The organism is Dickeya aquatica (genome assembly GCF_900095885.1).
In the GTDB taxonomy this organism is placed as follows: domain Bacteria; phylum Pseudomonadota; class Gammaproteobacteria; order Enterobacterales; family Enterobacteriaceae; genus Dickeya; species Dickeya aquatica.
This window is the reverse complement of record NZ_LT615367.1, coordinates 168851-188606: the sequence shown is the minus strand read 5'-3', so window position 1 is coordinate 188606 and position 19756 is coordinate 168851. Positions and strand designations below refer to the sequence as shown.

At 43.6% G+C, this 19756-nt stretch carries 20 protein-coding genes and 1 pseudogene; 12 read left to right on the top strand and 9 right to left on the bottom strand.

Going from position 1 to position 19756, the window contains the following annotated elements:
* Nucleotides 1–64: 64 nt before the first annotated feature.
* The 4 genes and pseudogenes from DAQ1742_RS00830 to DAQ1742_RS00815 form a co-directional block, all read left to right on the top strand.
* The gene (locus tag DAQ1742_RS00830; protein WP_145916146.1) at nucleotides 65–1159 is read left to right on the top strand and encodes a dipeptidase; all 1095 of its coding nucleotides are present in this window, start codon (nucleotides 65–67) and stop codon (nucleotides 1157–1159) included.
* A gap of 116 nt (nucleotides 1160–1275) precedes the next feature.
* Complete coding sequence (locus tag DAQ1742_RS00825; protein ID WP_035339141.1) at nucleotides 1276–2184, top strand: LysR family transcriptional regulator; 909 nt, start codon at nucleotides 1276–1278, stop codon at nucleotides 2182–2184.
* Between the two features lie 138 nt (nucleotides 2185–2322).
* Nucleotides 2323–3189, top strand: a complete 867-nt coding sequence (locus DAQ1742_RS00820) for a YicC/YloC family endoribonuclease (RefSeq protein WP_035339138.1) — start codon at nucleotides 2323–2325, stop codon at nucleotides 3187–3189.
* A 192-nt stretch (nucleotides 3190–3381) separates the two neighbouring features.
* Nucleotides 3382–3573, top strand: a pseudogene (locus DAQ1742_RS00815) (Arm DNA-binding domain-containing protein); the annotation flags it as partial.
* 11 nt (nucleotides 3574–3584) lie between these two features.
* Here the strand turns inward: DAQ1742_RS00815 and DAQ1742_RS00810 are convergent.
* Nucleotides 3585–4429 (bottom strand): IS5 family transposase gene (locus DAQ1742_RS00810; protein WP_152482109.1). Its coding sequence is split into 2 segments (ribosomal slippage): nucleotides 3585–4084 and nucleotides 4084–4429, totalling 846 coding nucleotides; the frame shifts between segments, so codons are not numbered across the junction.
* 26 nt (nucleotides 4430–4455) lie between these two features.
* On the opposite strand from DAQ1742_RS00810, the gene DAQ1742_RS00805 reads away from it, so the two are divergent.
* A complete protein-coding gene (locus DAQ1742_RS00805; RefSeq protein WP_180706209.1) occupies nucleotides 4456–5568 on the top strand; it encodes a tyrosine-type recombinase/integrase in 1113 nt (370 codons plus the stop codon).
* A gap of 76 nt (nucleotides 5569–5644) precedes the next feature.
* Here the strand turns inward: DAQ1742_RS00805 and DAQ1742_RS00800 are convergent, their stop codons facing one another.
* Nucleotides 5645–6004: a hypothetical protein gene (locus DAQ1742_RS00800; RefSeq protein ID WP_035345525.1), complete on the bottom strand. Its 360-nt coding sequence runs from the start codon at nucleotides 6002–6004 to the stop codon at nucleotides 5645–5647.
* Between the two features lie 18 nt (nucleotides 6005–6022).
* Nucleotides 6023–6556: a hypothetical protein gene (locus DAQ1742_RS00795; protein WP_035345522.1), complete on the bottom strand. Its 534-nt coding sequence runs from the start codon at nucleotides 6554–6556 to the stop codon at nucleotides 6023–6025.
* Nucleotides 6557–6803: 247 nt separating this feature from the next.
* Between DAQ1742_RS00795 and DAQ1742_RS00790 the strand changes: the two genes are divergently transcribed.
* From DAQ1742_RS00790 to DAQ1742_RS00780, 3 genes are all read left to right on the top strand, one after another.
* Nucleotides 6804–7178, top strand: coding sequence for a helix-turn-helix domain-containing protein (locus DAQ1742_RS00790; RefSeq protein WP_035345519.1), 375 nt, complete (start codon nucleotides 6804–6806; stop codon nucleotides 7176–7178).
* 445 nt (nucleotides 7179–7623) lie between these two features.
* Nucleotides 7624–7833 (top strand): helix-turn-helix transcriptional regulator, encoded by a 210-nt coding sequence (locus tag DAQ1742_RS00785; protein ID WP_368664443.1) that lies wholly within the window; start codon nucleotides 7624–7626, stop codon nucleotides 7831–7833.
* A 184-nt stretch (nucleotides 7834–8017) separates the two neighbouring features.
* The gene (locus DAQ1742_RS00780) at nucleotides 8018–8485 is read left to right on the top strand and encodes a hypothetical protein (protein ID WP_180706208.1); all 468 of its coding nucleotides are present in this window, start codon (nucleotides 8018–8020) and stop codon (nucleotides 8483–8485) included.
* Between the two features lie 9 nt (nucleotides 8486–8494).
* Here the strand turns inward: DAQ1742_RS00780 and DAQ1742_RS00775 are convergent.
* Nucleotides 8495–9615 (bottom strand): IS3 family transposase gene (locus DAQ1742_RS00775; protein ID WP_180706169.1). Its coding sequence is split into 2 segments (ribosomal slippage): nucleotides 8495–9357 and nucleotides 9357–9615, totalling 1122 coding nucleotides; the frame shifts between segments, so codons are not numbered across the junction.
* A gap of 140 nt (nucleotides 9616–9755) precedes the next feature.
* Here DAQ1742_RS00775 and DAQ1742_RS00770 point away from each other — a divergent pair.
* The 3 genes from DAQ1742_RS00770 to DAQ1742_RS00760 all read left to right on the top strand — a co-directional run bounded on the left by DAQ1742_RS00770 (nucleotide 9756) and on the right by DAQ1742_RS00760 (nucleotide 12280).
* On the top strand, nucleotides 9756–10298 hold the full coding sequence (locus DAQ1742_RS00770; RefSeq protein ID WP_051124143.1) for a hypothetical protein: 543 nt from the start codon (nucleotides 9756–9758) through the stop codon (nucleotides 10296–10298).
* 303 nt (nucleotides 10299–10601) lie between these two features.
* The gene (locus DAQ1742_RS00765; RefSeq protein ID WP_180706207.1) at nucleotides 10602–11948 is read left to right on the top strand and encodes a retron Ec67 family RNA-directed DNA polymerase/endonuclease; all 1347 of its coding nucleotides are present in this window, start codon (nucleotides 10602–10604) and stop codon (nucleotides 11946–11948) included.
* Between the two features lie 14 nt (nucleotides 11949–11962).
* On the top strand, nucleotides 11963–12280 hold the full coding sequence (locus DAQ1742_RS00760; protein ID WP_180706206.1) for a hypothetical protein: 318 nt from the start codon (nucleotides 11963–11965) through the stop codon (nucleotides 12278–12280).
* Nucleotides 12281–12871: 591 nt separating this feature from the next.
* Here the strand turns inward: DAQ1742_RS00760 and gapS4b are convergent.
* Together gapS4b and gapS4a are read right to left on the bottom strand one after the other, a co-directional pair.
* The gene (gene gapS4b / locus DAQ1742_RS00755; protein WP_035344988.1) at nucleotides 12872–13978 is read right to left on the bottom strand and encodes a GapS4b family protein; all 1107 of its coding nucleotides are present in this window, start codon (nucleotides 13976–13978) and stop codon (nucleotides 12872–12874) included.
* Nucleotides 13971–14921 carry a GapS4a family protein gene (gene gapS4a / locus DAQ1742_RS00750; RefSeq protein ID WP_035344992.1) on the bottom strand — a complete coding sequence of 317 codons (951 nt, stop codon included), beginning with the start codon at nucleotides 14919–14921 and terminating at the stop codon, nucleotides 13971–13973. The genes gapS4b and gapS4a overlap by 8 nt, the downstream gene beginning before the upstream one ends.
* Before the next feature lie 420 nt (nucleotides 14922–15341).
* Between gapS4a and DAQ1742_RS00745 the strand changes: the two genes are divergently transcribed.
* On the top strand, nucleotides 15342–16583 hold the full coding sequence (locus DAQ1742_RS00745; protein ID WP_035344994.1) for an acyltransferase family protein: 1242 nt from the start codon (nucleotides 15342–15344) through the stop codon (nucleotides 16581–16583).
* A gap of 278 nt (nucleotides 16584–16861) precedes the next feature.
* On the opposite strand, the gene DAQ1742_RS00740 is transcribed toward DAQ1742_RS00745, so the two are convergent.
* The 3 genes from DAQ1742_RS00740 to aguB form a co-directional block, all read right to left on the bottom strand.
* Nucleotides 16862–17482 (bottom strand): LysE family translocator, encoded by a 621-nt coding sequence (locus tag DAQ1742_RS00740; protein ID WP_035344998.1) that lies wholly within the window; start codon nucleotides 17480–17482, stop codon nucleotides 16862–16864.
* 211 nt (nucleotides 17483–17693) lie between these two features.
* Complete coding sequence (gene aguA / locus DAQ1742_RS00735; RefSeq protein WP_035345002.1) at nucleotides 17694–18791, bottom strand: agmatine deiminase; 1098 nt, start codon at nucleotides 18789–18791, stop codon at nucleotides 17694–17696.
* Nucleotides 18792–18794: 3 nt separating this feature from the next.
* Nucleotides 18795–19679, bottom strand: coding sequence for an N-carbamoylputrescine amidase (aguB, locus tag DAQ1742_RS00730; protein ID WP_035345005.1), 885 nt, complete (start codon nucleotides 19677–19679; stop codon nucleotides 18795–18797).
* Nucleotides 19680–19756 lie beyond the last annotated feature (77 nt).

Sequence of the window (19756 nt, the reverse complement as noted above, 5' to 3'; positions counted from 1 at the left end):
GGGGTCTTCAACGCGCCATGTCAGACTATCCGTTTCTTTTCAACCCAGTATCGGTGCTGCTTCCATGTCAGATTCACCTGTGTCAGATTCGCCTGCGTCAGACAAGCCGCCTGTGCATCACGCGGTTCTCCCTGTCTTCGATGGCCACAACGACGTGCTTTCACGCCTGTGGCGACTGCATCGCGACAACCCGACCGAGGCCTTTCTCAACGGCTCGCAAGGCCACATCGACCTGCCGCGTCTGCGCCAGGGCGGGTTTGCCGGTGGCCTGTTTGCCACCTACGTCCCTTCAGAACGAGGTGATGCAACATCCATACCAGATGGCAACATTTCATTTACCACGCCATCACTGGCGCAGGCGCGTGAGATCAGCCTCTGGATGATAGCCACCCTGTTGCGCCTTGAGGCGCACTCCGGCGGGCAGTTGCGCGTGTGCCGCAGCGTGGCGGATATTCAGCGCTGCATGGCGGACGGGGCTATCGCCGCCGTGATGCACATCGAAGGCGCGGAGATGATCGATGCCGGGCTGGAACTGCTGGATGTTCTTTATGCCGCCGGGTTACGCAGCCTGGGGCCGCTGTGGAGCCGGGAGAATATTTTTGGCCAGGGTGTGCCGTTTCGCTTTCCCTCTTCGCCGGATACCGGCAACGGGCTGACCGAAGCCGGTATCCGGCTGGTGCGCGCCTGTAATGCCAAACGCATTCTGGTGGATGTGTCACACATGGATGAAAAAGGCTTTTGGCAAACCGCACAGATTTCCGATGCACCGCTGGTGGCCAGCCACTCCAACGCCCACGCACTGTGTGCCCAGTCACGCAACCTGACCGATAAGCAACTGGCGGCTATTCGTGAGCGCAACGGCTTTGTCGGCGTCAACTTTGGCACCTCATTTTTACGCGCCGACGGGCAAAAAGACCCGACCACCACCGTGGCGGAGATTGTGCGCCACATTGAATACCTGCTCGACAAGCTCGGCGAAGACGGCGTCGGTTTCGGCTCCGATCTCGACGGCACCACCGTGCCCGCCGATTTGCGTGATGCCGCCGGATTCCCCGTTTTGGTGCAGGCGCTGGCCGAACGCGGCTACGCACGCACCTTGTTGGAGAAACTCAGTTACCGCAACTGGCTGCGGGTATTGCACGCCACCTGGGGCGAGTAGCGCACAGGCTGGCGCGGCAGATGAGTTGTCGCCCTGGCTGAAAGGATGGCCTGATTCTTGCTGGTTTTACCGTTGACGCAAATTTGGGCCACTCGCCCTCTCACAAGGTAACGACCATGCGTTTACGTCACATCGAAGTCTTTCAGGCGATTACTCAGGCTGGCACCATCAGCGGTGCGGCACGGCTGCTCAATGTCTCCCAGCCGAATGTCAGCCGGGTGCTAAACCATGCCGAACAACAGCTTGGCTTCGCCTTGTTCGAGCGCCGCCCGCAAGGGCTGGTGCCCACGGTGGAAGGGCAGCGGCTGATGCCCGAGATAGAACGGCTCTACCATCACCTGCAAGAGATAACGGCGCTCACCGAGCAGATCCGCCAAGGCCAGCATCAGACCCTGCGCCTCGGAGCCGCTCACGCCTTCGGCCAGATGATTGTCGCCCCGGCGATGGTGGCCTTTCAGCAGCAGGCACCCAGAGTGCGTATGGAGCTGGTCACCGAGCACTTCTGTACGCTATGCCAGAACATTCAGCAGCAGCAGCTCGACCTGGCGCTGGTGTTCGGCCAGCAAGTGCCGCCGGATTTACTGGCCGAGCCGCTGTGCCAGTCACGTATGGTGGCGATTTTGCCCAAAGAGAGCCCGCAGCAGGGGCCGGTATCACTGGAGTGGCTGTGCCACAACAACCTGCTGATGATGCAGCAACAAGACCCGCTCGGCCAGGTAGTACACCGCGCCCTGCGCGACCGCCACCTCAAACCGGCGGCCTCGCTGTACATCAAAACCTATTCGGTGATAGCCGACATGGTGCTGGCAGGCGGCGGCACCGGCATTGTTGATTTATTTACCGCTCGCCGCTATGCCGGTCAGCTCAAAATCGTGCCCATCAGCCAGCCGCTGCCGTTCGAAGTGATGCTGATAAGCCGCCGTGATATCCCGCAATCCCGCGAGATGCTGCAACTCAAACAGGTGCTGAAAAACCAATGCCGTGAACTTGCCAGTCAGTGTCAGCCGCTACTCGAAGCCGCCTGACAGTACACGCCCCGGCCTGCATTTATCGGTAAATAAACGGTCTGCCGCCCGCACGCACCGCCAAACCTGTTCAGCGCTGTCGCTTTTGGCAGTGCGCCCGTTATAATTACCCCATCATTTCTTAACAGGTATGCACCGATGATTCGTAGCATGACCGCTTACGCCCGGCGAGACATCAAGGGTGAATGGGGCAGCGCCGCCTGGGAGCTTCGCTCCGTTAACCAGCGTTATCTGGAAACCTACATCCGTTTACCCGAACAGTTTCGAAGCCTGGAGCCGGTAATCCGCGAACGCATCCGCAACCGCCTGACACGCGGCAAAATTGAATGCAACCTGCGTTTTGAACTCGACCCGCGCGCACAAGGGCAACTCATTCTCAACGAACCACTGGCGAAACAGCTGGTAGCCGCAGCGAACTGGGTCAAAATGCAAAGCGACGAAGGCGAGGTCAACCCGCTCGACATCCTGCGCTGGCCGGGGGTGATGTCGGCACAAGAGCAGGACCTGGACGCCATCAGCGCAGAACTGCTACAGGCGCTGGAAGCGACGCTGGGTGACTTCATCCTCGCGCGCGAAAGCGAAGGCAACGCGCTCAAAGCCTTGATTGAACAGCGGCTGGCAGGCGTCAGTGCCGAAGTCATCAAGGTGCGCGCCCACATGCCGCAGATTTTGCAATGGCAGCGGGAAAAGCTGCAAAGCAAGCTCGACGAAGCGCAGCTACAGCAGCTTGACGGCAACCGGCTGGAACAAGAGCTGGTGCTGATGGCGCAACGCATCGACGTGGCCGAAGAGCTTGACCGGCTGGAAGCCCATGTGAAGGAAACCTACAAAATCCTCAACAAGCAGGAAGCCGTCGGCCGCCGCCTGGACTTCATGATGCAGGAATTCAACCGCGAATCGAACACGCTGGGTTCCAAATCCATCAACGCCGACGTCACCGCCTCCGCCATCGAACTGAAAGTGCTGATTGAGCAAATGCGGGAGCAGATTCAGAATATTGAATAATATCTCAGGCGATCTCACCTTGTCTCACCCAAGCTAAACCCACCTCTAACGGCCCGTATTTACGGGCTATTTTTTGTCGCATTGTCTCATCGTGTATCACTAAAGCGCATGTTTAGCGTGTACTTATCTATGTACATAATGATTTTTATGTCATCATGAGTATGTACACATAGCAGATAAGCAGAGTCATACATGGCAAAAATGACAGACATACAAATCAAGGCATGGATCAGAGCTGACGAACGTTTCGAAGCAAAGTCGGATGGTAATGGCTTATACCTTTGTTTTCCAAAGAAGTATGCTGCTCCATTCTGGCGTTTTCGCTATCGTTTCTCTGGAAAGCAGCGAGTAATGGGCATCGGTTCCTATGCCGAACTATCACTAGGCTGTGTCCCTTAACTTAACAACCGCTTCAAAAATAACCTGATCGCCCCCAGCTTTAGCATACTCAGGTAGTTTCTGGCTGTTTTTTCCGAGCGTGTAGCGATACGACGATTTTCTTTGAGTATCGCAAAGCAGCGCTCCACGACATTGCGTTTTTTGTACAGGCCTCTGTCGAGGGGCCGACGTCTGTCCTGACTGGCTTTCTCATTCGATTTAAACGGAATTACCACTTTTATTCCCTTTATTTTCAAATGAATGCGGAGGCTGTTACTTGAGTAACCCTTATCCGCCAGTACCGCTTTCGGACGCGATTTCAGATGCCCACTTCTTCGGATAATCCCGACGCGGTTAAGCAACGTTTCCGCATACCGGCTTTCGTGGGCCTGTCCACCGCTCAGGCAAAAACTTAGCGGTAATCCTGTGCCATCTGTCGCCAGATGGATTTTGGTGCCAAAGCCGCCGCGTGAGCGACCCAGCCCATGGTCCTCGTGTTCATCGGGATGTTTTTTTTCGCACCAGCGGCCGCTTTCAGGGCGCGAACGTTACTGCCATCCAGCGCGATAACATCCCAGTCAATCAGTGCGCCCTCATCCAGAATCTGGAGTAATTTATTGAAAATACTGTTTATTACTCCGGCTTTAGACCACCGGTTAAAGCGGTTGTAAATCGTTTTCCATTGACCATAACGCTCAGGTAAATCCCGCCACGGTGCGCCGGAGCAAAGCACCCAAAATATGCCATTCATGACATGCCGGTGAGCAAAGTAAGGACGGCCGCCTCTGGAAGAGCCTCTTTCAGGCGGCAGCATGGGAGAAATCAGCGCCCATGCATCATCGGGAAAATCGTAACGAGCCAAATTGAAGTACTTTTTGTGGCAAAATCATGTCCCTGATTGTACAAAAAACAGTTACGGGACACACCCTAGCAAGAGCGCGGGAAACAGCTAAAGAGCTCTCTGCGCGTGTAGCATTGGGTTATGACGTAGCCGGAGAGAAGCAAGAACGGAAAGCTGATGCCCTCAAAAAAATGGAGTCTGAAAAGCACGCACTTCGGGTTTCCCAATTAGCCAGCGAATATTTTGAACGTCAGATACTTAAACGCTGGAAGCACCCCGAGATACTGCGCCGCCGCATCGAAAAAGATATAAATCCAAATATAGGCAATCTGCGAATAGAGGACGTTCGCCCCTATCATATTGATGATATGTTGCAAAAAATCCTTCTGCGGGGAGCGCCTACCGTTGCCAATGACGTTCTCAGGTGGACTCGACGGATCTTTGACTACGGTATCAAGCGGCACATGCTGGCTACTAATCCAGCAAGTGCATTTGATATCTCTGATGCCGGAGGACAAGAACAAAGTCGTGAACGCTGGTTAAGCCGAGAAGAACTGGTAAAGCTTTTTCAGGTAATGCCGTTGACCAAGGGGTTTTCCCGGCAGAATGAACTAACTATGAAGCTCATTTTGGCCCTCTGTTGCCGAAAGATGGAATTGTGTGGCGCTAGATGGTCAGAATTTGATCTGGATGGAGGTGTCTGGCATTTGCCCGCTGAACGCGTTAAAAACGGCGATGGTATTGATATCCCGCTTGCTGCCCCCGTTATTGGCTGGCTTACAGAATTGCAAAACATGTCCGGCAACAGTGAATGGGTCCTCCCGGCAAGAAAAATGCAACACCGCATGATTCCTCATATTCAGGAAAGTACCTTGCCTGTAGCGTTAGCTAAAATAAGAGCAAATATGCCAGACGTACCAAATTTCACGATTCATGATTTTCGGCGAACGGCACGCTCCCATTTGGCTGCGCTGGGTGTAGATCCGGTGATAGCAGAGCGTTGCTTAAACCACAAAATAAAGGGTGTAGAAGGCATATACAATCGCTATCAGTACTTTGATGAGCGTAAAAAAGCATTAGATATATGGTGCGCATTGCTTGTTTCATTAGAAAATGGGGAAGCTTACAACGTAACCCCTTTTAGAAAAGAAATCGCATAAATAAAAACATCATCAAGATTTTTTACGTTTAGTCCCCTGACTTAAGGTAATCTGCTCAGGGGACCATATCTATGGGCTATTTATTTTTCTTATACTTCCCGTCCATAGCCCCTATGGCTGACACGCCACAGTAACTATCACAATCTTTAGTAATAACCTGCATCGCCCCACTTCTTAATTCACTGATCACTGCTATACACATACTCGATTGATCATTATAAACCCACCGATTACGTTGTCCTTGTTGAGCGACACTAGGCATTGCTTTACCATCCAGTTCACATACGCCAGATGTAGCATCATACGATGCATTGATATTAAATCTGGCATAACCTCCCTCTGGGGTGAGGGAAAGAACTCCATTTCTCTTTTTATAATCACTAGCATAGGCTGAAACAGATAAAGATATTATTATAGTTAAAATGAAAATTTTCATAAAATAATCCTTATATAATCAACCTTTAAAACCATTATTCATTGCTACATTAACAAGGATTGAATAAAAAGAACTAAAGACTATAGCTTCTTCTTTCGCATCCACTGCTGATGTAATACCATCATCATCAACAAGTGAATTTAAAAAAAACTCGTCACCATCCTTATAAAGTGCGAATCCCATGGATGGATTTCCTTTGAATTTAATTTTAAACCCAATATATTTACCATCACGAATAGTACGGATGGATTGCATATTTTGAATGTCAAATAAAACAGAAATAAATTCTCTTACGGTACAAAACCTTCCAAAATTATGAACCCAACTAGGTCGAGCGTATACGATAGAATTGAGTTGATTATCGGAGAGGCCTAAGGATGAAATTTCTTTATCATGTTTAGCCACAAGATGATGAAAAGCAGACTCTATCGTCCTCGCATTATCGTTCCCCGCAACCATCTGTACAACAGAAGGTTCAGATGACGAATAAGCAGAACTACAAAAAATCATCAAAGGTATCATTAAAAATTTAGCACAAGATAAAATCTTCATATTTTCCTCTTAAGTTAATCGTAAACAGTTTTTAAATTTTCAGCTCGCTACTTCCAGACAAGAGACATCAAATTTGAGTTAAATCCTTTTATTGAGCGTGTGAAGACTGAGAGATTAAGTCCACAACCATCAAAAAATCCATAAGAGAGTAAAATTTACTTTATAGTCCATTAGAGATGTTCATGCAAGCGTAAAATAACATCAAAATGCCATTTATAGACATTTTTGATGAGCATGGGGCGGAAAAATGGCGAAGCTTGCATCAGAGGTTGCAGATAAGTTGGTTGGTCAACGTATCCAGATGCGCAGAAAAGAACTCGGTATGACTGCGCAGCAGCTCGCTGAGTATGCAGATATTTCTCAGCAACAGCTTTCACGTTACGAAAGAGGAACAAATAAAATAAATGTCGCGCATCTGGTAAATATTGCAATAAAAATGAACACCCCTATTGGTTGGTTTTTTATTGATTGCTTAGATGACAGTTCCTATGTAAATAACGAACAACCAGAATTTGTTCCAGTAAAAGATGTAGATCTAAAGAATAGATTTGAACAAGTTTGGCCTCGTCTAACACATGAACAACGCCGAGTTTTAATCATGTTCCTAGATGAATACACATAATTAATTTATATTACAAGAAGCTTTTCAGACAGAAATATGTTTTTGTCATGAAAGCTATATATTTTACTTCCATAATTTCTATATCATTCCGAGTTAGTTGATTAAAAATCACTCATTAAACTCCAATCCGTTGCCGGAAAAATAGCAATTCTTTTGCTCACGACATCCGCAGGGATCAGCAAAAAAAAGCTGTTCTCATGATCTACCAAACTCATCTTTTTCACTCAGAACGCGCGAAACTTTTCACATAGAAAACCTGAAAATTTCCGCCGCCGAACGTTTGTTTTGAAACCCAGAAATTTCGAAACTTTTCGGCATTTAAAATTTTCTGAAATTTTCTGAAATTTTTAAGCATAAAAACTCATACATTTCATATAGTTAAATCGTCACATTCGATTTATCTACAAAACTGTAAATCGTTGAGGTATCAATCCGATGCGCTTTTATGTGGATTCAAACGATGTCAAATCAACGCCTGATCAAGGTTAAAACTGTTTTGGAACTATGCGCAATTTCTCGCGCAACGCTCTACCGACAAATCGAAGCAGGTGCATTTCCTCGGCAAGTCAGCCTAACCGGAGCACGCGCAGTTGCATGGCGGGAAGAGGAGGTTTTGGAGTGGATAGCTGAGCGTCTCAAAGTACCTTCGCGTTGAGTTAAATAATTTCTCCTCTAATAGCCCGTTATAGACACACTTAATATATCAATAGAGCATCTATCAGTTGTAAGTTTTTAAATATTATCTATTTGATGTTCTCTATTAAAATATATAGCCGATAAAATACTTGGCTGATTTAATACTCTATCCTAATTCTGGCTGATAGCCGTATGGATTAACTATGCTTCTCAATAAAAATAACATAGATACTTGTTCCTCATTGAAGATTGGGAAAGACAAGGATGGTAATTTTTTAAAAACACGAATAGACAAGCTAACCTTAGTAAGTTTCTTTATGGGAAAAACAGAAATGAAAGAAAGCTATTTAAAATTAAAAAACATTGGAAAAGAAAAAAGTGAAAATTATTCCATAGCACATATAAAAAACAAAGATAATTTGCCCTATAGACGTGCATTATTGATAAAAAGAAGAAATAAGAAGCCTACAGTTTTGTTACGCATAGATTACTCACCAATTAATAAAAATACCGGAGGCATAAGGTTCGATTTCCATCCACAACATCTCACTACTAAAAAATTTAAGCATCTACTCTTATGGATGAATAAGAAATTAGGAGAGGTTTTTTACCAGTTATTAGCAAGAGCATGGATAACGCAGATTGATGTTGTGACCTGCCCCCAGTATTAGATACAACGATCAGTTAGTAATATCGGTTTGTTTACCTTCTAATTTTCCATTTCTCCAGCTTGCTGCAAATTCAGACGGCGTCTGGTAATTCAGCGATGAATGAGGTCTGGACTCGTTATAGTCCTGCCGCCAGTCATTAATGATTTTCCGGGCATGAAGAATATCGCTGAACCAGTGTTCATTCAGGCATTCATCCCGAAAGCGACCGTTGAAACTCTCAATAAATCCGTTCTGCGTTGGCTTACCTGGCTGGATAAGTCGCAACTCCACACCATGCTCAAAGGCCCATTGATCGAGCGCACGGCAGGTAAATTCCGGGCCCTGATCGGTTCTTATTGTCGCCGGATAGCCACGAAAGAGCGCGATGCTGTCCAGAATACGCGTGACCTGAACGCCTGAAATACCGAAAGCAGCAGTGATCGTCAGACACTCCTTCGTGAAATCATCCACACAAGTCAGGCACTTAATCCGGCGGCCGCTGGCAAGTGCATCCATGACAAAATCCATCGACCATGTCAGGTTCGGCGCATCCGGGCGAAGAAGCGGAAGCCGCTCAGTCGCCAGACCCTTACGGCGCTGTCTGCGTTTTACGCCCAGGCCATTGAGATGATAGATGCGGTAGACCCGTTTGTGGTTAACGCAAAGGCCTTCACGACGCAGAAGCTGCCAGATACGCCGGTAACCGAAACGTCGGCGTTCCATTGCCAGTTCGGTGATACGTGCAGACAGATACGCATCAGTAGCCGGGCGGTGCGCATCATAACGGCAGGTCGACAGGGACAAACCTGTCAGCCTGCAGGCACGCCGTTGCGACAGACCTGTCGCTTTGCACATCACTGTCACGGCTTCCCGCTTCTGGTCTGTCGTCAGTACTTTCGGCCCAAAGCCACCTGTAGTGCCTCTTTATCCAGCATGGCTTCGGCGAGCAGCTTCTTGAGGCGGGCGTTCTCTTCTTCAAGTGACTTAAGCCTTTTTACTTCAGGTACGTCCATGCCACCAAACTTCTTACGCCACGTATAAAACGTGGCGTCGGAGATGGCGTACTTACGGCAAAGTTCGCGGGCGGAAACACCCGCCTCGGCTTCGCGAAGAATATTGATGATCTGTTCGTCGGAAAAACGCTTCTTCATGGGGTTGTCCTCATGTTGCTGATGAAGACATTACTAACATCGTCGTGTGTTAATCAATGGGGAGCAGGTCAGTTGCTCTCGATTTGTATGGCCGCCGTTTACATGATTATATATGGAGCTTAGAGAGGGCAGGAAAAACCATGTATTATGATACATTAAAAGGTTTGCCGGGGATACAGATTGGAAGTAAACGCTCTCAAATCCATCTGCTTTGTTATGAAAAGATAGATGCTTATGGAAATAAATCTCAAAAATTTAAAGGCCAATCAAAATTTATAAAAATAAATCCAAATAATCATAAAAGATTTTTGCGTATTGAATCTCGCTATAGACCAAATGCTAAACCTACAAGTAAAAATGGTAGACCAATGATGCTTGCCGATCTTCTTACCATGAAAAACCCTTTCGAACGGCTGCAAGTTTACTCTAAAGACATGCCTCATCAACTTTTGGGAAAAGGATTTATTTTTGAAATACCGAATGAACCAAGTCTGGGTAGGTTGAAACAATATATCTTAAAAGATATGCAATACTCACGCCTGCCCCGGAACATTATAAATGAAATAAAAAAGCATAAAATAGATCTGTTTAATAAACATAATTTTTGGTATAGGTGGCCACTATTAGTCAAAAAAATAGGATGCATACTGGATATCGCTCAAGAATATAGTAGTAAAGAATAAGCAGTCTATTATTAACGAAATATAAAACGCACGAGGAAAAATTACGTGCAGAATTTATAATAGCCTGTTTTATTATAAAGAAGGTAATATATTATTACTCTACCAGCATTAACTAATCATTGACATAGAAAAAAATCTTGTTAGCATAAGCATGGGCCTATAGAAAGATTTTGTATCATGTTTCGTGATATGTGAAAAAAAAGTTAGAGGCAACGCCTTAAGTATGCTCGGTCATGAGGAACTACCTCACGCCCTGCTAAAGAGTTTCTATAGTGCCCTTTATCAATTCTATTAGGGAATCATATGAGTTTCCTGGCTAAACTAAAAGAATCTCAGAACATTTCAGATATTGCAAATCTGCTTGGTTGCTCACCAAAATCATTAGCATATACAATCTATAAAAGCCAAAATAATTATATAACATTTAAAATTAGAAAGAAAAATGGTGGTCACAGAGATATTAAAGCACCAGCAAAAAAACTTAAGGAGTTGCAGCGGCGGCTTGCTAAAGGATTACAAGAGTGTATCGAAGAGATCAATGGTAAAAAAAATAAAAGGATATCTTCGCATGGTTATACAAAAGGAAAATCAATTTTTACGAATGCTTATGAGCATAAAAATAAAAATCTTGTACTAAATCTTGATTTAGAGAATTTTTTCGACAGTATCAATTTTGGAAGAGTCAGAGGATATTTTATCCACAACAAAAACTTTATGCTTCCAGAAAAGACAGCAACGATTATTGCCCAAATTGCTTGCCATGAGAACAGTCTTCCCCAAGGCAGCCCCTGCTCCCCTGTAATATCCAATATGATTGCTCAAATATTAGATGTAAAACTCAGTGCATTAGCAAAGAAAAACAAATGTTTCTATACCAGATACGTCGATGATTTGACTATATCAACCAATAGAAATATCTTTCCTAATGATATTATGGAATTACATGACCACAAACCTATTATTGGAAAATCATTAATAAATGAAATAAAAAGATCTGGTTTCACGATTAATGATAATAAAACAAGAGTCCAATGTAAGGATTCAAGGCAGGACGTTACGGGCTTGATCGTAAACAAAAAAGTTAATGTCAAATCTGAATTCAAACATCTTGCCAGAGCAATGGCCAATAATTTTTTCAAAAATAATCAAGCATTCATATCTTTAAACGGAGAAAAAACGCCTATAAGCCTTGAAAAACTTAATGGAATGTTAAGTTTCATATATCAAATAAGAAATAGAATGGATATGCAAAATGCCAATGGTCAACCTAGAAAAACACATGACTCATTTGAAAAAACTTATTCTGATTTTTTGTTTTATAAAAATTTTGCAGCAAATAATAGAACAGTTGTAATATGTGAAGGTGAAACCGATAACATATATTTGAATTATGCTTTTAAAAACTTGGTAAGCTATTATCCTGAACTACAAAACTATGGAAAGGGAATCAAAAAAAGAATAGATATTCATTTATTCAAGCAGACCAAGTTACTTTACCGATTATTAAATATTACCGATGGAGCAGGGAATAACATCAAGTTATTAAATACTTATCAGAAAAGAATGAGTAGATTTTCATCTCCCCGAGAAAGTTTCCAGTTATATTGCTACTTGATAACGACAGCGGATCAGTTGGGGTCGAAGGAGTGATCAACAGAGAATTTATGGAGACACGGGAAATACTCGATGGTTTTACTTATGTATGTGAAAATTTTTATGTTGTTAAAACCCCTTTGATATTTGATATGAAAGAAACAAAAATCGAGGATTTTTTCGACACAAAAACTTTATCTAAAAAATTAGGAGAAAAAAGTTTCACCACCAACAATAAATTTGACAAAAATCTTTATTTTGGCAAGAAAAAATTTGCAGAGATAATTGTTAAACAGAATCATAAAGATATTGATTTTTCAAAATTCAAAATGATCATTGAATTATTTAAAAATATATTCATTGATTACCAGCACAGAATAAATATATAAGCCACATGCGTAATATAAATTGAGAGTTTGGGTGCTTTTTATTCTACGTTGGGCTGAGCCATAAACATAACATTACTCTTTTTAAAATAGTTAATCGTTAATGCTTAGACCATAAATTTACTCCCATCATGCCGGAGATTTCCTCCATATCTATCCATCTTTTAGTATAAAATTCGTAGCTTTCAACATATATTTGCTTAAAATTCATCATTAAATTCGCTTTCCTCATTTTATGTATTTTTTGTGCTATATCATAAATCCTAGCAATGATCCCCCATCAGTATTTACACAATGAAGTTCATTGGTAGATAGCAAATAATGTTCTTGTTCTAACTCTCATAATTTTAGCATCAACTGATACTCAGGTGCCCTTGCCTTGATTATTGCCTCAGAGTGCATTTTTATTTTATGACCTAGAAAAGGAGTTATTAATGAGAGAATCCTCCATTTATACATCCCAAGCAAAATTGAATATATACTCTTAACCAATGTGCAATCGCTAAAATAAAAAACATGTTATTCCCCATAAATAAACCCATTAGTTTGATAACTATTGCTGAATGACTCTAGCAATACTATGGACTGAAAAACTTAACCTTTGAGTTTATATTTCTCATGCAATTGTATTTTCTTTTGATCTAATAATTTCAACAATGATATTTTAATCAACTCTCGACCTATACCACTTTTATTCTCGGATAAATTTAAGTTAATTATTTCAACGTTCAATTCTGAATGCATCGATTCAATATCATTGAATTCATAATTTATTCTACATGTTCCTATATAATCGGAGCATGAGAATGTATAGTCACATGCGATTTTATAAAGTTTAATATATTTGTGATAATTTTTATTTGATACAAAAAAAGTCGAGTGAATACCTTTTCCCTTTAATTTTAAGTCTTCAATTGTATCTTTCATCCATTTCAAATTATCTGGCGCTTTATCATCAACTCCATCAGGAGAGAATTGCAGATCTTTAGTATCCTTGAAATAGAGTTCGTTGACTCGCCAATTAAATGATAAATCGTTTAAAAACTTAACTCTCCCCATGTTATCAAAGTCGCCAAATTTAATAGATAACATTTCCTCTTCATCTAATATATGATTTTGCTTTTTAAGTTCTTTTGTCACATATGATATTATTCGATTACCAAAATCCTTTACTTCTTTTGAGGAATGACAAAAGTTCAACTGGACGTCTAATGTTGTGGTATTCTTATCTAATTCAATATAACCCTTATGATAAGTTATATTTTCACCCCAGTTTTTTGTTATATCTTGCCTTTCAATTTCAAAGTCAAGCCTCACAATATTAGGTTGTTTTGTATCTGGTGTTACAAAAAAAGGAGATGATGATAGCTTAACAGTTCCAAACTTATCATCTAATAAACTTTCAAAATCAATATTAATATCCAAAGCATCAGTTAAAGAAGAATCCGAAGACCACTTTATTCTCCTTGTGAGTATTTTAGGGTTCTCCTCTCTTGTCTTGTATGTTTCTTTTAATTCTGAATACTCCTCTGCGGATAAGCCAGTTTTTATTAATATACTACCCAGTAATTTTTTATCTTCGCTTGAAGAAAACACACCACGGGCGCGAAGTATATTTTTCAATTCTCCAGGCTTTACATAATGCTGCCCAATAAGTTGACGTAAAAAGTCTCTCGTCGGTAAAAAATTATTTTTACTCATTATGCATACCTCGTACTCCATGATCGTTATAAGTATCAACAGAAAATAATATGTCTAACTGGTCAGGCAGACTCATTCTCACCTGTTTCACATCAGTATCATGTTCAATTTTATTATAATCAGGAAAAACAAATAGATAGTTGTTCGTCATTTCGCTAGTATACTCTCGAGAGGCCTGAATATACATTTCTAAATTATTTTTGCTAAAACCATCTTTGCAGACAATAATAAATTTCGGTTTATCATCAGGTAATAGCGGATTTTCAACGACGAATGCAATAAATCTTGAATTTAAATATTCCACTGGTAAAATTTTAGTTTTTCTAGTAAGTTTTTTATCTGCATAATTCATTGATGTTTCAGATAGATAATAAGACCAATACTGCCCAGTAAACTTAGTCTCAATATAATTCAATACTTTCATATGAAAATTCACAACATCATTATCTACTATAAAGACATTTCCGAATTCATAGTCCGTATCTAGTCTGCATGAGGATATTTTTTCAACAACATTATCGTAGGTATCTTTGGCACAAGATACCCAAAAAAGAACGCCGGTATCTATTTGATTAGAATATCCTTTAAATCGACTGGTTACGTCTCGTTTCAATTGGGAACGCCTGAAACATTCTAAGCCAGTAATGAGATCGTTCATATGTTTCTTAAAGGTTGTAACGGGTGCCGCTGGATAAGGCTTTAAGGTATTTTTGCAGGATATATATACGTTTTGTATAGCTTGATATTCTACGTTACTGATATAAGTAAATAACCTGTCAACACCATGTGTCGTTCTTGGTGTACCCTTCTTAAGAGCATGTTTATCAGAATGAATGCAGGGTAACGGAGTATCAGATAATGAAGCTCCCCAGCCAATCCGCTCAAAAAAGACCTTTGCTATATTTTCACCGACCTCACCAACATATCTAGATAGCTCACCCATATATCCTTCCAATGACGTGAAAAATAAGAACTATCTTAAAATAAAATGTTAAAAAGGTATAGCTTCACATCTACATGTTTTTATCATAAAAATCAGCTTATTATATTTTACATATCAAATTGTATAATTACAGATTGTTCACTTTTTACTTAGCGTCCTCTCATACTCCAGTCTGTAAGGCCAGAATGCGCAAGCGCATGATAAGTGTACCGAATCTCAATACACAAATCCGTAACACAAAACAATGCAAATCAACATGTACTTAAACGTGTACTTAATTTAATATTGAATTTATTTTTATCTATAAATTCAGACATTTGCATATGAAATCAACATTCAGATTCAATTGGGAAAAACCTTTACCTCTTGCTAATTTTAAAAAAGACCAATATCAAAATAATTATATTTGAATGGTAGTCAATGAAGTTGGTTAATAAAAAATATGTTGCATGCAAAATTTCATTGGCCATAGCCAAACGAAACATTTATAATTTACCAATCAAAGTAACTATAAAAGCATGTGTCCACTCAAAAAGAGGTTACTTCCCCAAAATGATAAGCCAAATCAAAAGCAAGATAATCACGTTAGAACCACTTACTTCAATGAGGTTTTTTGCCGCTGCGGGGGTTGTATTTGCGCATTATGGTTACGATTATAATACTGGTGGAATCGGTGTCATATTTTTCTTCATCCTATCAGGCTTCATCCTAGCATATAATTATAATGATAACTTCAAAAAAATATCACTATCGCCATTAAATAATTTCTATCTTTCTAGACTTGCAAGAATATACCCAATACACTTCGTAACATTTCTCATATCCATTCCACTTACGGCAAAGGAAGCAAATTACTCTATAACTGACACCTTATCAAATATATTACTTATTCATACATGGTATCCAAAAATAAGCAATATATTTTCATATAACGGCGTTTCGTGGACTCTTTCTTGTGAGTTATTTTTTTACATATCATTGCCATTTATATTATATGGTTCTCATCGATTTAAATTATCCACAACAAAGAGAGGAATCACGTTCCTATTAGCACTAGTTATTTTCAGCATATTAATCACAAGCATCTCCATCGGTGGATTCATCAAGCAATATAGTACCGAGTGGTGGTATGGTGAAACATCTCCATTTTCAAATATTCTTAATTTTACTCTTGGTATAATTACATGTTTTATATTTAGAAAAACAAATAAAACTGAAAACATTAAGACTACCTATGCTACAATATTTGAAATTATTGCGATTTTGATTTTTTTCTCATCATACTTTTTCCATAGAAAGATGGCGAATGCTTACTCCTGGAACGAAACCATTTTCTTTGCTCCATCTATTATGTTTATAATTTTTGTTTTTTCTTTTAACAAAGGGGCAATCTCAAAGATCCTCTCTCATAAAAAACTACTTCATCTTGGTGAAATTAGTTTCTCGATGTATATGATTCATCAGTTAATGATCAGATATTATGAATTACATGTTGGCCCTATGATTTATATTGCATTAGATATTGTTGGGATCATAAAACAAATAGCTTTTTCAATTATCATTGTGGTTGCCGCACATATTTCCTATCGTGTTATTGAGATGCCTTCAAGATTATTCATAAAAAACATATCATCAAGGAAGAAAGGCACTAAATATAATTAGTCAGTAAATTTATCAAAGCAAAGTAACCATCCATGTTAAATCAGCATAACCTCTGATATGAAAAATGCTACATAGACTGTGACCTTTCAGCATTATTCTGACTGTTCATAGAATAGAGAACCAGGCTATCACCATTACCAAATGGTTTATTTCGGAGGATCTACCAAAGCTGTCTCCTTAGTAAGGAGAAAATGCAACATTACTATCAGTAGTTTAACGATATAAAGTGCTATGATTACAGTAGCAGTTATTGCTAAAAATCTGTAAGAATACCCACATCACCCCTTAATCAAAAGACGCACGCCCAGAGCCAGCATCACTCCTGCACTGAGGTGGTCTATCAGGCGGCGATAACGAGTATAAAGACGTCGTGGCTTATCGGTTGAAAGTAATAATGCAACCAGCGTGTACCATAGCGTATCGATGACCAATGCCAGCAATGGCAAGACGATATACATCCACGTTGGTATAGTGCTGCCAAGCGTGGCGGTAAAAATACTGGCAAACACCAGCGCAGTTTGCGGGTTACTCATTTGCGTCATCATCCCTGAGGCAAAGGCGCGCCACACATTTACGGGAGCGGCGGTTGCAACTTGCGCGGCAGCGGGCGCTTTACGACGCACCATCCTGAACGCCAGCCACAGCAGATAGCCACCACCGGCTATTTTTATCACCAGATAGAGCCAAGGCACCATCGCCAACAATAGCTGAAACCCGGCAAGCGCCAGTATTGTAAACAACGATGCGCCAACGCCCATACCAAGCGACACCGCTATCGCCGCCCGTCGGGATGACGTCACAGCGGTGCTCGCCACCAGCAGAAAACTCGCGCCTGGGCTCATTGCACCCAGTAAAATGGCAACACCAATCACACACAACGCAATAATTTCACTGCCCATAGGTTTCCCGTTACCGTAGAAAAAGCGTTAACCGACAGATACCTGTAGGCCCCGTCACAGTATTAACTTACCTGCGCAGAAACCCATCCGCCATACCTTATTCTGGTAAAGGCAATATTCTGGCAAGAGCAACATTCTGGTAAAGGCAACGCTGGCGAGTTGAGAAAAGCGCTGGCACCTCCCCATCATCCGTTATGGGGAGGCGCTAAGATTAGCGGTGTGCCGCCGGGATTTGCTGGGTAATGCAGTGGATGTTGCCGCCGCCCAGCAGGATTTCGCGCGCCGGTACGCCGCTTATCAGGTAGTCGGGGAACATCTGTTGCAACAGTGCATGGGCCTCACCGTCGGTGCGTTCGTCCAGCAGCGGGTAAATAATCTGCTTATTGCTGATAAGGAAATTGACGTACGACCCCGCCAGCCGTGACCCGGCGTTACGTTCGATGGCGTTGCCTTCGGTGACGCCCGCCGTTTCTTCCGGCGTGGCGTACAGTGGGCCCGGTGCCGGTAGTTTCCAGATTTTCAGCGAACGGCCTTTGGCATCACGCGCCTGCGACAACACCTGATAGGCCGCCTGCGAGCGGGCGTACTGCGGGTCGGTTTCATCGTCCGTCCAGTGCAGCGCCACTTCGCCGGGGCGCACAAAGCAGCACATGTTGTCGATGTGGCCGTCGGTTTCGTCGTTATACACGCCCTCTTCCAGCCAGATGAACGTGCTGACACCGAGATAATCCCGCAGGTGTTGCTCAATCTGCGCCTTGCTCAGGTGCGGGTTGCGGTTCGGGTTCAGCAGGCACTCGGCGGTGGTCAACAGCGTGCCTTCGCCATCGGTATGGATAGAGCCGCCTTCCAGAATCAGCGGCGCGGCGTAGCCTGCATCGCCATGATGCGCCAGCACCTGCGCGGCGACGTTCTCGTCACGGCTCCAGTCTTCATACAATCCGCCCAGTGCGCCGCCCCAGGCGTTGAATTGCCAGTCAACGCCGCGGCGTTCACCGGCAGCATTCAGCACCATGGTTGGCCCGGTATCGCGCACCCAGGCATCATCGCTGTCCATCGCCACCAGCGTGACGCTTGCTGGCATCACGCTTTTGGCCAGCGCCAGTTGGTCATGCGGCACGCCCATGATGACCGGCGTGGTCTGGGCAATCGCTGCCGCCACCGCCGCAAAGGTGCGCTGGGCAGGGAGAACGTCGCCCTCAGCACGCCAGTTATCACGGCGATATGGCCACAGCATCCACACCGCATCGTGTGCGGCCCATTCCGCGGGCATGGCAAAGCCGTCCTGCCATGGCGTAGTCAGTTCAGCCATCACTTATCTCCAGGTTTTACCGTCAGAGGTACCAATCACGCCATACATGTCCGGGCGGCGATCGCGGAACAGACCCCACGACGCGCGCTGGGCGGCAATAGCTTGTAGATCAAAGGTATGCACCAGCACCGCTTCATCGGTCTTGTTGGCTTGCGCCACCAGCGCACCGGTTTGATCGGCAATGAACGAGGAGCCGTAGAAGGTCATTTCCAGACCGTCGATGTATTTGCTGGCTTCAGTGCCGATACGGTTGGACGCGATAACGGGCACCAGATTGGCCGCCGCGTGACCCTGCTGCACACGCGTCCAGTGCGGTTGGCTATCAATCTCCGGGTAGGCCGGTTCAGAGCCGATGGCGGTTGGGTAGAAAATCAGCTCGGCTCCCTGTAAAGCCAGGCAGCGGGCGGTTTCCGGGAACCACTGATCCCAGCAGATGCCAACGCCAATTTTGGCGTAGCGGGTTTGCCACACTTTAAAACCGGTATCTCCCGGAATGAAGAACTGCTTTTCCTGATAGGCCGGGCCGTTCGGAATGTGCGTTTTACGATACACATCCAATACGCTGCCGTCAGCGTCGATCATCACCAGCGAGTTGTAGTAAGCGTTATTGGCGCGCTCGAAGAAGCTCAGTGGCAGCACCACGTTCAGTTCTGCCGCCAGCGCGGAAAAGTGTTTGATAAGCGGGCTATTGGCCAGCTCTTGCGCCAGCGCATAATGCTCAGGGCTCTGATCGATGCAGAAATAAGGCGCAGCAAACAGCTCCTGAATCAGGATGATGTGCGCCCCTTGAGCATGTGCCTGACGCACCAGCCTTTCGGCGTTTTCGATATTTTTTGGCAAATCCCAGGTGCAGGCCATTTGTGTGGCGGCAACGGTAACGTTTGTCATGCGAAAACCTCAATCATTTCTGTGTGGATGCTCAAGCCTGTGTGCCAGCAACGGCCTAAACCAGCAAGAGTCAGGGA

What these genes read in the sequence shown, in the direction of transcription:
- DAQ1742_RS00760 (WP_180706206.1), top strand. Translation starts at nt 11,963, where the DNA reads ATGGAGACACGGGAAATACTCGATGGTTTTACTTATGTATGTGAAAAT.
- DAQ1742_RS00740 (WP_035344998.1), bottom strand. Translation starts at nt 17,482, where the DNA reads ATGGGCAGTGAAATTATTGCGTTGTGTGTGATTGGTGTTGCCATTTTA.
- gapS4a (WP_035344992.1), bottom strand. Translation starts at nt 14,921, where the DNA reads ATGGGTGAGCTATCTAGATATGTTGGTGAGGTCGGTGAAAATATAGCA.
- DAQ1742_RS00790 (WP_035345519.1), top strand. Translation starts at nt 6,804, where the DNA reads ATGGCGAAGCTTGCATCAGAGGTTGCAGATAAGTTGGTTGGTCAACGT.
- DAQ1742_RS00830 (WP_145916146.1), top strand. Translation starts at nt 65, where the DNA reads ATGTCAGATTCACCTGTGTCAGATTCGCCTGCGTCAGACAAGCCGCCT.
- aguB (WP_035345005.1), bottom strand. Translation starts at nt 19,679, where the DNA reads ATGACAAACGTTACCGTTGCCGCCACACAAATGGCCTGCACCTGGGAT.
- DAQ1742_RS00780 (WP_180706208.1), top strand. Translation starts at nt 8,018, where the DNA reads ATGCTTCTCAATAAAAATAACATAGATACTTGTTCCTCATTGAAGATT.
- DAQ1742_RS00785 (WP_368664443.1), top strand. Translation starts at nt 7,624, where the DNA reads ATGTGGATTCAAACGATGTCAAATCAACGCCTGATCAAGGTTAAAACT.
- DAQ1742_RS00745 (WP_035344994.1), top strand. Translation starts at nt 15,342, where the DNA reads ATGAAGTTGGTTAATAAAAAATATGTTGCATGCAAAATTTCATTGGCC.
- DAQ1742_RS00800 (WP_035345525.1), bottom strand. Translation starts at nt 6,004, where the DNA reads ATGAAAATTTTCATTTTAACTATAATAATATCTTTATCTGTTTCAGCC.
- gapS4b (WP_035344988.1), bottom strand. Translation starts at nt 13,978, where the DNA reads ATGAGTAAAAATAATTTTTTACCGACGAGAGACTTTTTACGTCAACTT.
- DAQ1742_RS00795 (WP_035345522.1), bottom strand. Translation starts at nt 6,556, where the DNA reads ATGAAGATTTTATCTTGTGCTAAATTTTTAATGATACCTTTGATGATT.
- DAQ1742_RS00825 (WP_035339141.1), top strand. Translation starts at nt 1,276, where the DNA reads ATGCGTTTACGTCACATCGAAGTCTTTCAGGCGATTACTCAGGCTGGC.
- aguA (WP_035345002.1), bottom strand. Translation starts at nt 18,791, where the DNA reads ATGGCTGAACTGACTACGCCATGGCAGGACGGCTTTGCCATGCCCGCG.
- DAQ1742_RS00770 (WP_051124143.1), top strand. Translation starts at nt 9,756, where the DNA reads ATGTATTATGATACATTAAAAGGTTTGCCGGGGATACAGATTGGAAGT.
- DAQ1742_RS00805 (WP_180706209.1), top strand. Translation starts at nt 4,456, where the DNA reads ATGTCCCTGATTGTACAAAAAACAGTTACGGGACACACCCTAGCAAGA.
- DAQ1742_RS00765 (WP_180706207.1), top strand. Translation starts at nt 10,602, where the DNA reads ATGAGTTTCCTGGCTAAACTAAAAGAATCTCAGAACATTTCAGATATT.
- DAQ1742_RS00820 (WP_035339138.1), top strand. Translation starts at nt 2,323, where the DNA reads ATGATTCGTAGCATGACCGCTTACGCCCGGCGAGACATCAAGGGTGAA.